Here is a 13964-nt window from a genome sequence, read left to right as displayed (position 1 = left end):
CGGGGCCGATTCGGTTGCTAAGGCTTTCAATCATGTCGCACAACGTCATCCTCGTGGTTCTGGATGGCTTGAGCTATCAGGTGGCTCAGCATGCGCTGGGGCATCTGCAGGCTTACTGCCAGGCTGGACGCGCCGCGCTGTACAAGCTCGACTGTGAACTCCCGGCCCTGTCACGCCCGCTCTATGAAGCGATTCTGACCGGTGTTGCGCCCATCGACAGCGGCATCGTCAATAACGATGTAGCGCGCCTGTCGACCCAGCGCAGCATGTTCCACTACGCCCGCGACGCCGGATTGATTACCGCTGCGGCGGCCTATCACTGGGTCAGCGAGCTGTATAACCGCTCACCGTTCCACGCGGCGCGCGACCGTCATACGGCAGACGCCAACCTGCCAATTCAGTACGGCCACTTCTACTACGCCGACCATTACCCGGATTCGCACCTGTTCGCCGACGCGGAAAGCCTGCGCCTGCGCCATGCGCCCAACCTGCTGCTGGTGCACCCGATGAATATCGACGACGCCGGCCACAAGCACGGCCTCGACAGCGCGCAGTACCGCAACAGCGCGCGCATGGCCGATGTGCTGCTGGCCGAATATATCCAGCCCTGGCTCGACGCCGGTTACCAGATTCTGGTGACCGCCGACCACGGCATGAACAACGACCGCAGCCACAACGGCCTGCTGCCGGAAGAGCGCGAAGTGCCGTTGCTGGTACTCGGCAGCGCCTTCAGCCTCAACCCCAACGCCCAGCCGAAACAGCTGGAGTTGTGCGGCACAGTCTGTGAGCTGCTCGGCGTGGCCCACGACAAACCTGTCTGCCGGGAGCTTTTATCGTGATACCTGCCCTGCGCGGCAAATGGCTGGCGCTGCTGTGCCTGCTGCCCTTTGCCCTGTTCTTTATCGCTTTTCAGATCGCCCCGCTGCTCTGGGTGGCCAGCAATAGCCTGCACACTGCCGAGGGCTGGGGCCTGGGCAACTTCCAGCAGGCCTTCGCCTCGCCGTTCTACCGTCAGGCCATGCGTCATAGCCTGGAAGTGGCGTTCTGGTCGAGCCTGATCGGCATCAGCATTGCCATTCTCGGCAGCTACTCGCTGCGTCAGGTTGATAGCCGGCTGCGCGACTTCGTCATGGCGTTTTCCAACATGACCAGCAACTTCTCCGGGGTGCCGCTGGCCTTCGCCTTTATCATCCTGCTGGGGTTTAACGGCGCACTGACCATCCTGCTCAAGCAGGCGGGGATCATCGAGGATTTCAACCTCTACTCGAAAACCGGCCTGATCGTGCTCTACACCTACTTCCAGATTCCATTGGGTGTGCTGCTGCTCTACCCGGCCTTCGACGCCCTGCGTGAAGACTGGCGCGAATCGGCTGAATTGCTCGGCGCGAGCAACTGGCAGTTCTGGCGGCATATAGGCTTGCCAGTACTGACCCCCGCGCTGCTCGGCACCTTCGTGATTCTGCTGGCCAACGCCCTCGGCGCTTATGCCACGGTCTACGCGCTGACCACTGGCAACTTCAATATCCTGCCGATTCGGATTGCCGCCATGGTTTCCGGCGACATCTTCCTCGACCCGAATATGGCCAGTGCCCTGGCGATGATTCTGGTTGGTTTGATGACCCTGATCACCATCGTTCACCAATGGCTGCTGCGCCGGAGCTACCATGTCCCACGCTGAAAAACGCTCGCCGCTGTTCCACCAGTTGGTGGTCTACAGCCTGCTGCTGATCCTCTTGCTGCCGCTGCTCGGCACCCTGCTCTACTCGTTCTCCACCAGCTGGTCGGCCAGCGTTTTGCCCAGCGGCCTGACCTTCAAGTGGTACCTGGCGCTGTGGAGCGATGCGCGCTTCCTCGCCGCGTTTGGCCGCTCACTGCTGGTCTGCCTGGCGGCGCTTGCGCTGTCGCTGGTGCTGATTCTGCCGCTGCTGTTTGTGGTCAGTTATCACTTCCCCAAGCTCGACGCGGTGATGAACGTGCTGATCCTGCTGCCGTTCGCCATCCCGCCGGTGGTGTCCTCGGTCGGCCTGATGCAGCTGTTCGCCGGCGGCCCGCTGCCGATCCTCGGTACGCCGTGGATTCTGATTGGCTGCTTCTTCACCATCGCCCTGCCGTTTATGTACCGGGCCATCAGTAACAACCTGCAGGCGATCAACCTGCGCGACCTGATGGACGCCGCCCACCTGCTCGGCGCCAGCACCTGGCGTGCGGCCTTTATGGTGGTGCTGCCCAACCTGCGCAAGGGCTTGATGGTCTCGGTGTTTCTCTCCTTCAGCTTCCTGTTCGGTGAGTTCGTGTTCGCCAACCTGCTGGTCGGCAGCCGCTATGAAACCCTGCAGGTGTACCTCTACAACATGCGCAACGACAGCGGTCACTTCACCAGTGCGTTGGTGATTTCCTACTTCATGTTCGTGCTGCTGATGACCTGGGCGGCCAACCGCCTGAATAAGGACAAGTCATGAGTTATCTGAGTATTCAAGGCCTGCACAAGAGCTACGGCGATACCGCAATCTTCAGCGATATCAACTGCGAGATCGCCAAGGGCGAATTCATCACCCTGCTTGGCCCGTCCGGCTGCGGCAAATCCACCCTGCTGCGCTGCATCGCCGGCTTAACCGGAGTGAATGGCGGACAGATTCTGCTCGACGGTGAGGACCTGGTGCCTGTTGCCCCGCAAAAGCGCGGCATCGGCATGGTGTTCCAGAGTTACGCGCTGTTCCCCAATATGACCGTGCAGCAGAACGTCTCCTTTGGCCTGCGCATGCAGAAGGTCAAAGGCAGCGAAGCCGAGCAGCGGGTCAAGGAAGTGCTGGAACTGGTCGAGCTGAATGACTTTGCCGGCCGCTATCCGCAGCAACTATCCGGCGGCCAGTGCCAACGCGTGGCCCTGGCCCGCTCCCTGGTCACCCGCCCGCGCCTGCTGCTGCTCGATGAGCCGCTGTCGGCGCTGGATGCGCGGATTCGCAAGCACCTGCGCGAGCAGATCCGCAGCATCCAGCAGGAGCTGGGCTTGACCACCATTTTCGTCACCCATGATCAGGAAGAAGCGCTGGTCATGAGCGACCGTATCTTCCTGATGAACGCCGGCAAAATCGTCCAGAGCGGCGACGCGGAAACCCTCTACACCGCCCCCGCCGATGCCTTTGCTGCCGGGTTTATCGGCAACTACAACCTGCTCGACGCCGATGTCGCCAGCCGCCTGCTGCTGCGCCCGGTCAACAGCCGCGTGGCAATCCGCCCGGAGGCCATCCAGATTGGCGCCCAGGGCAGCATTGAGGGGCAGATCCGCASCCATCGCCTGCTCGGCAACGTGATCCGTTACCGCATCGAGGCGCGCGGCGTCGAACTGCTGGTGGACGTGCTCAACCGTTCCCCGGCAGACCTGCACGCCAGCGGGCAACGCATCAACCTGAACATTGAAGACAACGCAATCTGTGAGGTGGCCTGATGGCCCTGGCAATTTTCGACCTGGACGAAACCCTGATCGGCGGCGACTGCGCCAGCCTGTGGACCCAGGAAATGGTCAAGCTCGGCTGGGCCGACGCCGACAGTTTTATCGCCCATGAACAGGAGCTGATGCGCCAATACGCCGCCGGCAGCCTAGCCATGGAAGACTACATGGCCTTTACCCTGTCGCCGCTGGTGGGCCGCACGCCGGAAGAAGTCGCCCACGTGGTCGAGCCCTTTGTCGAAGACGTGATCGAGCCGATTTTCTACAGCGACGCCACCCGCTGCCTGGCCAACCACCGCGCCGCCGGTGACCGGCTGCTGGTGATTTCCGCCTCGGCGCATTTTCTGGTCAGCGCCGTTGCCGCGCGCTTGAAGATCGAAGAAGTACTGGCCATCGACTTGGAAGTTCAGCACGGCCACTACAGCGGCCGTACCCAGGGCGTGATGACCTACCGCGAAGGCAAGGTCACCCGCCTACGTGATTGGCTGCAAGAGCACGGCGAAGTCCTCGACGGCGCCTACTTCTACTCCGACTCACGCAACGACCTGCCACTGCTACAGGTGGTCGACAAGCCCTATGTGGTCAACCCCGACCCCACTCTGCTTGCGCACGCCCAGCAGGCCGGTTGGCCGATCCTTAACTGGCGCTGATTGAGGCTGGATGTGGCGCGTAGGCCTGTCTACAGGCTATAACGCGTCACCTCACCGCCATGCGCCTGATTTCATGCCCAGCAATTCACCCCTCGTCGCCTATCAGCAGGCCATCGACTGTGATGGCTTTCAATCCGATCCAGCACAGTGGCAGGCCGCCCAAGCCCTGCATGATTGTCATCAGGCCTTGCACCAGGCCACAACGGCGCATGCCATCAACGGGGTGTATCTGTGGGGGCCGGTTGGCCGTGGCAAGACCTGGCTGATGGACAGCTTTTACAAAGGACTGAAGGTTCCGGCGCGGCGTCAGCACTTCCACCACTTTATGCGCTGGGTACATAGGCGCCTGTTCCAGCTCACCGGCACACCTGATCCGCTGCAGGCGCTGGCCGTGGAGCTGAGCCAAGAGGTGCGCGTGCTGTGCTTCGATGAGCTGTTTGTCAGCGATATTGGCGATGCGATCATTCTCGGCCGCCTGTTTCAGGTGATGTTCGAACAGGGCGTGGTGCTGGTGGCCACTTCCAACCAGCCGCCCGAACTGCTGTATGCCGAAGGCTTTAACCGCGAGCGCTTTTTACCTGCAGTGGCCGCTCTGCAACAGCATATGCAGGTGGTGAGCATCAACGGCGAGGAAGACCATCGCCTGCACCCAGGCGCCGCGCATACCCGTTACTGGGTCGCCACGCCTGGACTGCCCAGCGTGCTGAGCCGGACCTTCAGTCAGTTGGCCGCAGGTAAGCCCAGCAGCGATCAACCGCTCACGCTCGGAAACCGCAGCGTGCAGACCCTACGCCACTGCGACGGCGTGCTCTGGTGCCACTTTGCCGATCTGTGCGAGCAGCCCTTGGCCGCGCCAGACTTTATCGCCTTGTGCGACCGCTTCCAGGCCATTCTGCTTAGCGAAGTGCCAAACCTGAGCAGCCCGCAACGCGCGGCGAAGATCGCCCGTGGCACCGAAGATGGCGTCGAGCGGGTGCAGGCCGGCGATCGCCAGTTGCCGGCCCTGTCGGTCAAGGATGACAGCGTGCGGCGCTTTATCGCCCTGGTGGATGAATGCTACGACCGCAAGGTGCCGCTGTATCTCGAAGCCCAGGTGCCGCTGGCCGAACTCTATACCGAGGGCTACCTGAGCTTCGCCTTTCGCCGCACCCTAAGCCGATTGCAAGAGATGCAGCTCCAGCGCTTTGGCGCGTAATGCTTTGGGGCTTTAAGAATCTTTTGAAGTCTTGCGAGCTAGAGCCATGCAAGGCGCTACGTTAGTAACAGCCTCCGGCTGGTCAAAGCGGCAAGGAAGCGGAGTGTACTTTTGTACATGAGCATTCCGAGCCTGCTTTTAACGCTGCAGGGCCGACGCGCAGCAGACTGTAAGTAGGCTTAGGCCTGCATGGCCCAACCATGCACATTCATCGCCGCCTGGCGTAGCGCTTCCGAACGCGTTGGGTGCGGATGGCAGATCAGCGCAATATCTTCGGCCGATGCGCTGAACTCCAGGGCCACACAGTACTCGCCGATCAGTTCGCCGGCGCTGGGGCCGATGATATGCACGCCGAGAATCTGATCGGTGCGCTCATCGGCCAGCACTTTGACGAAGCCTTCGGCCTCATGATTGATCTTCGCCCGGCTGTTGGCGGTAAAGGGAAACTTGCCGACCTTGTAAGCCCGCCCCTCGGCCTTCAGCTGCTCCTCGGTCTTGCCCACGGTGGCGACTTCCGGTTTGGTGTAGATCACCCCGGGAATCGCCTCGTAATTGACCTCGGCAGCATGCCCGGCGATTCGCTCGATACAGGCGATGGCTTCATCTTCGGCCTTGTGCGCAAGCATTGGCCCGGAGGTCACGTCGCCAATAATCCAGATACCCGGCACGCTACTGCGGTGCTGCTGATTCTCCAGCATGCCGCGCTTGTCGGTGGCGAGACCCACGGTTTCCAGCCCCAGGCCGGCGGTATAGGGGCGGCGGCCAATGGCGACCAGCACATAGTCAGCCTGTAGTTGCTCGACAACGCCGCCAGCAGCAGGCTGCAAGTCAAGGATCACACCTTTGGCCGTAGCCTTGGCGGCACTGACCTTGGTTGCTAGTTTGAAACTCATGCCCTGCTTGCTCAGGGTGCGCTGCAGGGTTTTCGCGGTTTCGTTATCCAGGCCTGGGCAGATGCGGTCGAGGTACTCCACCACCGTCACTTCGCTACCCAAACGCCGCCACACCGAACCCAGCTCCAGGCCGATCACCCCAGCGCCGATCACCACCAGGTGCTTGGGCACTTGCGGCAAGGCCAGCGCACCGGTGGAGTCGAGAATGCGCTGGTTAGCAATGGTCACTCCCGGCAGTGGCGTCGGCTCCGAGCCGGTGGCGATCACAATGTCCTTGGCCGTAAGCTCACGCACACTGCCATCGGCGAGGGTTACCGTGACCTTGCCCGGCCCGTTCAAGCGGCCCCAGCCCTTGATCCACTCGACCTTATTCTTGCGAAACAGAAACTCGATGCCCTTGGTCAGGGCCGTCACGCTCTCATCCTTCTGCTTCATCATCTGCGCCAGATTGAGCGTCGGCTTGACCTCGATACCGAGGTTGTTGAGTTCGCCGCTGGTCGCCGCCTCGTACAGCTCCGAGGCATGCAGCAAGGCCTTCGATGGCATACAACCGACATTCAGGCAGGTGCCGCCCAGAGTCTCGCGGCCCTCGATGCAGGCGACTTTCAAGCCCAGTTGTCCGGCGCGGATGGCTGCGTTGTAGCCGCCGGGGCCGCCACCGATGATCAGCACGTCATAGTTGCTCATGGAATTGCTCCTAGGGTTTAGCCAACCAGCGCCGCGTTCGCTGCTGGCCGTGGGCGCAGCAGGTGGAAGGCGCAGAACGCCGCGACGGCGAATAAACTGTTCAGCAACACCATAGGCCAAGCCGAGCCATCCGCCAGCAGGCTGAGCAAGACGCCGCTGCAGGTGGCGCCGGCCATTTGCGCAAAGCCCATAAAGCCTGCAGCCAGACCGGCGCGGTGGGCATTGGGGATCACCGCGCCAGCCACCGATGCCGGCAGCAACATGCCACCACCCAAGGTGACCAATACCTGGGGTAACGACAGGCCGAGCAGCGACAAACCAAACAACAGATAAATCGCCAATGTGGCCAGAGCGCCGCTTACCACCAGCGCCGCGCCTATACCGACTATCTTCTCGGGACCCAACTGCAAAATGCGCCGCTGGGTAAACAGCGCGCCGGCGATCAGCGCCGAAACAATCGCCGCGAAGGTAATACCGTATTGCGCCGGGCTCAGCCCGAGCAGGCCGATATACACAGCTGAAGAGCCGGCAACTACCGCAAACATCGCGCCATAGGTGCAAGCCAGCGTCAGGGCCAACGCGCGGAACGAGGCGGCGCGCAGCAGATCGGCATAGTTGCCGGCCAAGCGGCTGAGCTGCCCGGCCTGCGGGTCGAGTTGCCGATTGCTTTCGCGGTACAGGCCCAACACCGCACAAACGATGGCTACGCCGATCAGCAGTGCCAAGGCAATCGGCGCGCGCCAGCCGCCATACAGCGTCAGCACGCCGCCCAGCATCGGCGACAGGACGATGGCGCAGAGCATGCCAATCACCGTCAGCGCCAATGCAGGCCCAGCCTGCGCCTGCCACACATCGCGGACGATGGCCCGCGCCAAGACCAATGCCGCGCAGGCCCCAAGCCCCTGCAGCACGCGGGCGGCAATAAACTCGCCCATGCTACTGGCCAGCAGCATCCACAAGGTGGCGAGCAGATAGACCAGCAGCCCGGCGATCAGCACCGGACGCCGGCCAATGCGATCCGACAGCGGGCCGAGCAACAACTGACCCAGGCCAAAGGCGGCGACGAAAGCCGATAGAGCCAGCAGGCTGCTGCCGGGGCGGGCCGTCATGATCAGCTCGATAACGCCCAGGCTGGGGATGATCAGCTGAGTGGAAATCTCTCCAAGGGCGGTCAGGGCCACCAAAATCAGCAGCAGGCTGCGCGACGGCAAGGGATAGGGATGCATGGGCGTGGGTCCTGTGATCACGGGCTGGCGTGGTTCGCCAAACTTTAATATTTCAACCATAATACAAACAATTAAATTATGCTTGTAATTTTAACACCACCACAAACAGAGGCCCGCCCCATGAGCACTCCATCACGCGAAGAAAAACTGGCCGAATGGCTCGCCGCCGAACAGGCCATGCGCGCCAGCCTTGGTGCACCCGGCAGCATGAGCCTGGCGCAGGTCAGCGAACTGTTGCCGCAGGAGTTCTTTGACGGCATCGGCCGCGGTGAACTGCCCTCGCCGCCCATCGGCCATCTGCTGGATTTTGTTCCGCTGGAATGGTCATCCGGGCGCTTCGTCTTCCAGAGCACGCCCGATGCGCGCCACTACAACCCGCTGGGCAGCGTTCACGGCGGTTATGCGGCCACCCTGCTCGACTCCTGCATGGGCTGCGCCATCCACACCCAGCTGCAGCGCGGCCAGGGTTACACCACCACCGACCTGCGCATCAGCTACATTCGCGCCCTCAGCACCAAAGTCGGCCCGGTCCGCGCCGAAGGCCGCATCGTGCATATCGGCCGCACCACCGCGCTGGCCGAAGGACGTATCTACGATGTCGACGACCGTCTGTATGCCGTCGGCTCAACCACCTGCCTGATTCTCAACATGCCTGGGCGAAGCGAGTAAGATGGCAGGCAACATCTGAAACCAGCGGCCAGGTACTCCATGCGATATTCCGAAGACCACAAAGCCCAGACCCATCAGCGCATCATCGAAGAGGCCGCGCGCCTGTTCCGCCGCGACGGCGTTGGCGCCACCGGCCTGCAGCCGCTGATGAAAACCCTGGGCCTGACCCATGGCGGCTTCTACGCCCACTTCAAATCGAAAGATGAACTGGTGGAAACCGCCTTGCGCCACAGCGCTGACAAGCTGACGGCGGTCACCAACGAGATGGCCAACAGCGATAAACCGCTGACCCGGCTGATCAGCGGCTACCTGTCGTCCGCCCACCGCGCCGATCCGGGCGATGGCTGCCCACTGCCGACCATGTCCGCCGAGCTGGGCCAGCGCGGCGCGCCCAGCCCAGTGACCGACGAGCTGATCCGCGATCGCCTGCACACCATCGCAGCCGGTCTTAGCGTTGAGCATGCCGATGAACAGAGCGTGCTGATTCTTAGCGCCATGGTTGGCGCCCTGCTGCTGTCACGCAGCGTCAGCGACCCGGAACTGTCTGACCGGCTGCTGAAAACCACCCGCCGCCTGCTGATCGAACAGAACACCGGCGACGCGGCGCAAAGCACCTGATTGCAGAAAATCAGTGCACACAAGAAAAGCCCTGACTGTCTCCAGCCAGGGCTTTTCTTGTTACGACCAGCGATTTACTTGTAACGAGCCGCCGCACTGCTGTGCGACAGGTTCGGCGCCAGCTTGCCGCGTGCATCGGTAAAGGCCTGCCAGTCAGCCGCATCCGGCAGCGATGGAATGGTGATCAGCTCGCCCTGGTCGAAACCGGCCAGCGCCGCATCGACCATTTCGCCGACCTCCATGATCATGCTCGCCGGCAGTGCCGAATCATCCATGCCGCTGCGCTCCCAGATCTCGGTGCGGGTAATCCCGGGCAATACAGCCTGCACCTGCAGGCCCTGGGCCTTCACTTCACCGTTAAGGGTCTGGGTCAGGCTCAGTACATAGGCCTTAGTGGCGCTGTACACGGCATTGAACATTTCCGGAGCCAAGGCCACCACCGAGGCGATATTGATAATTGCCCCACGCCCGGCTGCGGTGAAGTTGGCAGCGGCTGCAGTGGACAGGTGAGTCAGCGAAACCACGTTGAGCAGAATCATCCGATCGACGGTGTCGAGATCGGCCTCAGCCAGCTGGCCGTTCATGGCCATACCGGCGTTATTGACCAGCGTGCTGATCGCTTTGTCAGTGCGCAGGCGCTGAGTAACCGCGTGCAGATCAGCCTTGTCAGTCAGGTCGGCCTTCAGCACTTCAACCTTTACCCCGTACTGCTCGGTCAAACGCGCAGACAGGGCCTGCAGGCGCGGCAGATCGCGGGCCACCAGCAGCAGGTCGTAACCGCGCTGCGCCAGGCGCTCGGCGTAGGTTGCACCAATGCCTGATGAAGCGCCGGTGATCAATGCAGTGCCTTTCTCGTTATGCGTGCTCATGCTGCGTCTCCTGGGTGTACGGGGTAGGTAGGGTGTCTGGAGGTATAGTGCGCCAATTCATATTACACACATAATATAAATATTATATGTCGCCCATAATAAAAACTATCGACAGCTATTGCGCTGATATTCCGGGCGTCAAAGCCCCAGGAAGTCAGGGTTAAGCGCCTGAACGCAGCGCAAAAAAAAGCGGACAACCGGTGAAGGTTGTCCGCTTTTATGGGGCGTAGCGCGTCTAGCTTTAGCTGCGGATCAGATGATCGAAGGCGCTCAGGGAGGCCTTGGCGCCTTCGCCCATGGCAATCACGATCTGCTTGTACGGCACAGTAGTCACGTCACCGGCGGCAAACACCCCCGGGATATTGGTGGCGCCCTTGGCGTCAACGATGATCTCACCGAAACGCGACAGCTCTACACTGCCCTTCAGCCAGTCGGTGTTAGGCAGCAGGCCGATCTGCACGAAGATGCCTTCCAGCTCGACGCTGTGCAGCTCTTCGCTGGTGCGATCCTTATAGACCAGCGCATTGACCTTCTGACCATCGCCTTTGACTTCGGTGGTCTGCGCGCTCTTGATCACGGTGACGTTGGGCAGGCTGTAGAGCTTCTTCTGCAGCACGGCGTCGGCACGCAGGGTGTCGGCGAACTCCAGCAGGGTCACGTGGGCCACGATGCCGGCAAGGTCAATCGCCGCCTCGACGCCGGAGTTACCGCCGCCGATTACCGCTACGCGCTTGCCCTTGAACAACGGGCCGTCGCAGTGTGGGCAGAAGCACACGCCCTTGGCCTTGTATTCCTGCTCACCGGGTACGCCCATCTCGCGCCAGCGCGCGCCGGTGGAGAGGATCAGGGTCTTAGCCTTGAGGCTCGCACCGTTGTCGAACTTCACCTCATGCAAGCCGCCTTCGCTGCTCGCCGGCACCAGGGCGCTGGCGCGCTGCAGATTCATAATGTCGACTTCGTATTCACGCACGTGCTCTTCGAGGGCACGTACCAGCTTCGGCCCTTCGGTTTCTTTCACCGAGATAAAGTTCTCGATGGCCATGGTGTCCAGCACCTGGCCACCAAAACGCTCGGCAGCAAGGCCGGTACGAATGCCCTTACGCGCCGCGTAAATGGCAGCCGCGGCGCCGGCTGGACCACCACCGATCACCAGCACGTCGAAGGCTTGCTTGGCGCTCATCTTCTCGGCATCGCGGTTGGCTGCGCCGGTGTCGATCTTGGCGAGGATTTCCTTCACCTCCATACGGCCGGAAGCAAACACTTCGCCGTTCAGGTAGATACTCGGCACGGCCATCACCTGGCGACGCTCGACTTCTTCCTGGAACAACGCACCGTCGATCGACACGTTGCGGATATTCGGGTTGAGCACCGCCATCAGGTTCAGCGCCTGAACCACATCCGGGCAGTTCTGGCAGGACAGCGAGTAGTAGGTCTCGAACTCAAACGTGCCTTCAATACTCTTGATCTGCTCGATGGTTTCGGCATCCAGCTTGGACGGATGGCCGCCCACCTGCAGCAGCGCCAGTACCAGCGAGGTGAACTCGTGGCCCATGGGAATGCCGGCGAAGGTCAGGCCGATGTTTGCACCAGGGCGGTTAAGCGAGAACGACGGACGACGGACGTCGCTGCCATCGGTCTTCAGGGTGATCTTGTCGGTCAGGCCGACGATGGTTTGCAGCAGCTCAAGCAGCTCCTGGGATTTGGCACTGTCATCGAGGGACGCGACGATCTCGAACGGCAGGGTGACCTTTTCCAGGTAGGCCTTCAACTGGGTTTGCAGGTTAGCGTCCAACATGGCGGATAGTCCTCAATGACAAAAATTCTGGGCAATAAAATGCCCGGGCGGATCGCGCCCGGGCATCGGGCACTAGTAAGGCTGGGTTACAGCCCTTAGCGCATGGATCAGCAGAAAACGCATTGGGAAACGTTGCGAGCGAAGGTCAGGCAAGGCGAAATCAGGCGAGGACGCGGAGTTTACGAGTTGTAAATGACAAGTCCGAGCCTGATTTCAACGCAGCATGGCCGAGCGCAGTAGTTTCCCGGGCGTTTTTAGATCTTGCCAACCAGGTCCAGGGAAGGAGCCAGAGTCTTCTCGCCTTCTTTCCACTTGGCTGGGCACACTTCGCCTGGGTGAGCAGCGGTGTACTGGGCAGCTTTCAGCTTGCGCAGGGTTTCCGATACGTCACGGGCGATTTCGTTGGAGTGGATTTCAACGGTCTTGATCACGCCTTCCGGGTTGATCAGGAAGGTGCCACGCAGAGCCAGGCCTTCTTCTTCGATGTGCACGCCGAAAGCGCGGGTCAGGGCGTGGGTCGGATCACCCACCAGCGGGAACTGAGCCTTGCCTACAGCTGGCGAAGTTTCGTGCCAGACTTTGTGGGAGAAATGGGTGTCGGTGGTGACGATGTAAACTTCGGTGCCGGCATCGCGGAACGCAGCGTAGTTGTTGGCAGCGTCTTCGATCTCAGTCGGGCAGTTGAAGGTGAAGGCGGCTGGCATGAAGATCAGTACCGACCACTGGCCTTTCAGGGACTGCTCGGTCACTTCGATGAACTTGCCGTTGTGGAAAGCGTTAGCCTTGAACGGTTGAACTTGGGTGTTGATGAGATTCATCTCGGGTTCCTTGTTGAGGGTTAGAAATTTACAGGGCGCATCTTAGCGCCTTATGCAAAAAAAGCTTATTGATTGCCGCCATGATTCCGATTGATTAAGCCAATCGACCCCGGGCTTTATTCCAAGGCTGGGTCTATTAGCAGAACCAGCTTGCCGTTGACCTGATTGCTCGCCAACGCCGCAAAGGCGGCTTCGGCATCTTTGAGCGCATAAGCCTGTTGAAGTTGCGGTTTAAGCCGCCCCTCGGCAAACAGCGGCCAGACAAATTGCTGCAGATCGCGCAACAGATCGGCCTTGAACTGCTCATCGCGATTGCGCAGGGTCGAGCCGATCAGCGCAATGCGCTTGCCCAATACCACCGCCAGATCCAGCTCAGCCTTGCGCCCGCCGAGCAAACCGATGTTTACCCAACGGCCATCCATAGCCAGTAAATCGAGGTTAAGTGCGGCGTAGCTGCCGCCCACCGGATCAAGAATCACATCGAACGGGGCAAAATCGCGCAGCGCCTGCAGCTGTTCCTCACCGCGCAGCACACCGCCCTGAGCACCGAGGCTTTCGCAGTAAGTCAAACGCTCAGCTGAACCGACACTGACCCAGCACGGACTGCCAAAGGCTTTACACAATTGAATGGCCGCCGAACCCACGCCGCTGGCGCCGGCATGCAACAACACCTTCTGCCCAGGCTTCAACGCAGCCAGCTGGAACAGATTGAGCCAGGCCGTGGCGTACACCTCGGGCAACGCCGCCGCTTCGGCCAGCGTCATGCCTTCGGGCACCGGCAAGGCATGCCGCGCATCAACCACCACCTCCTCGGCCATGCCGCCACCGCTCAGCAACGCGCAAACCCGGTCGCCAACTTTCCAATCACAACCGGCGCCCACTTCACTGACGATGCCGGCGCACTCCAGCCCAAGCACCTCACTGGYGCCTGGCGGTGGCGGATAAAGCCCGGCACGCTGCAACAAGTCAGCGCGATTCAACCCGGCGGCCGCGACACGGATGCGAATTTCCCCTACATCACAGGCCGGCGCTGGGTGTTGCGCCCATTCCACACGGCCTTCCACGCCTTGCAATGCCTTCACGCTGCCTCCATAGT

At 61.2% G+C, this 13964-nt stretch carries 14 protein-coding genes; 8 read left to right on the top strand and 6 right to left on the bottom strand.

All coding sequences use genetic code 11. From position 1 onward, the window contains the following. Positions 1 to 32 precede the first annotated feature (32 nt). The 6 genes from P3C18_RS14000 to zapE all read left to right on the top strand — a co-directional run bounded on the left by P3C18_RS14000 (position 33) and on the right by zapE (position 5293). Complete coding sequence (locus tag P3C18_RS14000; RefSeq protein ID WP_275962465.1) at positions 33 to 839, top strand: alkaline phosphatase family protein; 807 nt, start codon at positions 33 to 35, stop codon at positions 837 to 839. Continuing rightward, entirely contained in the window at positions 839 to 1678 is an 840-nt protein-coding gene (locus P3C18_RS13995; RefSeq protein ID WP_275962719.1) for an ABC transporter permease subunit, read from the top strand. Before P3C18_RS14000 ends, P3C18_RS13995 begins: the two co-directional genes overlap by 1 nt. After that, entirely contained in the window at positions 1665 to 2459 is a 795-nt protein-coding gene (locus P3C18_RS13990; protein ID WP_090387003.1) for an ABC transporter permease subunit, read from the top strand. The genes P3C18_RS13995 and P3C18_RS13990 overlap by 14 nt, the downstream gene beginning before the upstream one ends. Further along, entirely contained in the window at positions 2456 to 3445 is a 990-nt protein-coding gene (locus tag P3C18_RS13985) for an ABC transporter ATP-binding protein (RefSeq protein WP_275962464.1), read from the top strand. Before P3C18_RS13990 ends, P3C18_RS13985 begins: the two co-directional genes overlap by 4 nt. Further along, positions 3445 to 4098: an HAD family hydrolase gene (locus P3C18_RS13980; RefSeq protein WP_160087436.1), complete on the top strand. Its 654-nt coding sequence runs from the start codon at positions 3445 to 3447 to the stop codon at positions 4096 to 4098. Before P3C18_RS13985 ends, P3C18_RS13980 begins: the two co-directional genes overlap by 1 nt. 73 nt (positions 4099 to 4171) lie before the next feature. Then, on the top strand, positions 4172 to 5293 hold the full coding sequence (gene zapE / locus P3C18_RS13975) for a cell division protein ZapE (protein ID WP_275962463.1): 1122 nt from the start codon (positions 4172 to 4174) through the stop codon (positions 5291 to 5293). 179 nt (positions 5294 to 5472) lie between these two features. Here the strand turns inward: zapE and lpdA are convergent, their stop codons facing one another. Then, positions 5473 to 6873 (bottom strand): dihydrolipoyl dehydrogenase, encoded by a 1401-nt coding sequence (gene lpdA / locus P3C18_RS13970; RefSeq protein ID WP_275962462.1) that lies wholly within the window; start codon positions 6871 to 6873, stop codon positions 5473 to 5475. 17 nt (positions 6874 to 6890) lie between these two features. Next, the gene (locus tag P3C18_RS13965) at positions 6891 to 8099 is read right to left on the bottom strand and encodes an MFS transporter (protein WP_275962461.1); all 1209 of its coding nucleotides are present in this window, start codon (positions 8097 to 8099) and stop codon (positions 6891 to 6893) included. A gap of 120 nt (positions 8100 to 8219) precedes the next feature. On the opposite strand from P3C18_RS13965, the gene P3C18_RS13960 reads away from it, so the two are divergent. Together P3C18_RS13960 and P3C18_RS13955 are read left to right on the top strand one after the other, a co-directional pair. Continuing rightward, positions 8220 to 8768, top strand: coding sequence for a PaaI family thioesterase (locus tag P3C18_RS13960; RefSeq protein WP_275962460.1), 549 nt, complete (start codon positions 8220 to 8222; stop codon positions 8766 to 8768). A gap of 39 nt (positions 8769 to 8807) precedes the next feature. Beyond that, positions 8808 to 9386, top strand: coding sequence for a TetR/AcrR family transcriptional regulator (locus tag P3C18_RS13955; RefSeq protein ID WP_275962459.1), 579 nt, complete (start codon positions 8808 to 8810; stop codon positions 9384 to 9386). Positions 9387 to 9460: 74 nt separating this feature from the next. Here P3C18_RS13955 and P3C18_RS13950 read toward each other — a convergent pair whose 3' ends face one another. The 4 genes from P3C18_RS13950 to P3C18_RS13935 form a co-directional block, all read right to left on the bottom strand. After that, positions 9461 to 10255, bottom strand: coding sequence for an SDR family oxidoreductase (locus P3C18_RS13950; RefSeq protein WP_275962458.1), 795 nt, complete (start codon positions 10253 to 10255; stop codon positions 9461 to 9463). A gap of 241 nt (positions 10256 to 10496) precedes the next feature. Continuing rightward, entirely contained in the window at positions 10497 to 12050 is a 1554-nt protein-coding gene (ahpF, locus tag P3C18_RS13945; RefSeq protein WP_275962457.1) for an alkyl hydroperoxide reductase subunit F, read from the bottom strand. 254 nt (positions 12051 to 12304) lie between these two features. Then, the gene (gene ahpC / locus P3C18_RS13940; RefSeq protein WP_090252986.1) at positions 12305 to 12868 is read right to left on the bottom strand and encodes an alkyl hydroperoxide reductase subunit C; all 564 of its coding nucleotides are present in this window, start codon (positions 12866 to 12868) and stop codon (positions 12305 to 12307) included. Positions 12869 to 12984: 116 nt separating this feature from the next. After that, on the bottom strand, positions 12985 to 13950 hold the full coding sequence (locus P3C18_RS13935; protein WP_275962455.1) for an NAD(P)H-quinone oxidoreductase: 966 nt from the start codon (positions 13948 to 13950) through the stop codon (positions 12985 to 12987). Positions 13951 to 13964 lie beyond the last annotated feature (14 nt).

Source organism: Pseudomonas sp. 1928-m, from assembly GCF_029269135.1.
GTDB lineage: Bacteria > Pseudomonadota > Gammaproteobacteria > Pseudomonadales > Pseudomonadaceae > Aquipseudomonas.
This window is presented reverse-complemented; position numbering and strand designations above follow the sequence as displayed.

Coding starts and splice junctions, on each gene's coding strand:
- zapE (WP_275962463.1), top strand. CDS start 4,172: ATGCCCAGCAATTCACCCCTCGTCGCCTATCAGCAGGCCATCGACTGT.
- P3C18_RS14000 (WP_275962465.1), top strand. CDS start 33: ATGTCGCACAACGTCATCCTCGTGGTTCTGGATGGCTTGAGCTATCAG.
- P3C18_RS13980 (WP_160087436.1), top strand. CDS start 3,445: ATGGCCCTGGCAATTTTCGACCTGGACGAAACCCTGATCGGCGGCGAC.
- P3C18_RS13955 (WP_275962459.1), top strand. CDS start 8,808: ATGCGATATTCCGAAGACCACAAAGCCCAGACCCATCAGCGCATCATC.
- P3C18_RS13950 (WP_275962458.1), bottom strand. CDS start 10,255: ATGAGCACGCATAACGAGAAAGGCACTGCATTGATCACCGGCGCTTCA.
- P3C18_RS13990 (WP_090387003.1), top strand. CDS start 1,665: ATGTCCCACGCTGAAAAACGCTCGCCGCTGTTCCACCAGTTGGTGGTC.
- ahpC (WP_090252986.1), bottom strand. CDS start 12,868: ATGAATCTCATCAACACCCAAGTTCAACCGTTCAAGGCTAACGCTTTC.
- P3C18_RS13965 (WP_275962461.1), bottom strand. CDS start 8,099: ATGCATCCCTATCCCTTGCCGTCGCGCAGCCTGCTGCTGATTTTGGTG.
- lpdA (WP_275962462.1), bottom strand. CDS start 6,873: ATGAGCAACTATGACGTGCTGATCATCGGTGGCGGCCCCGGCGGCTAC.
- P3C18_RS13960 (WP_275962460.1), top strand. CDS start 8,220: ATGAGCACTCCATCACGCGAAGAAAAACTGGCCGAATGGCTCGCCGCC.
- ahpF (WP_275962457.1), bottom strand. CDS start 12,050: ATGTTGGACGCTAACCTGCAAACCCAGTTGAAGGCCTACCTGGAAAAG.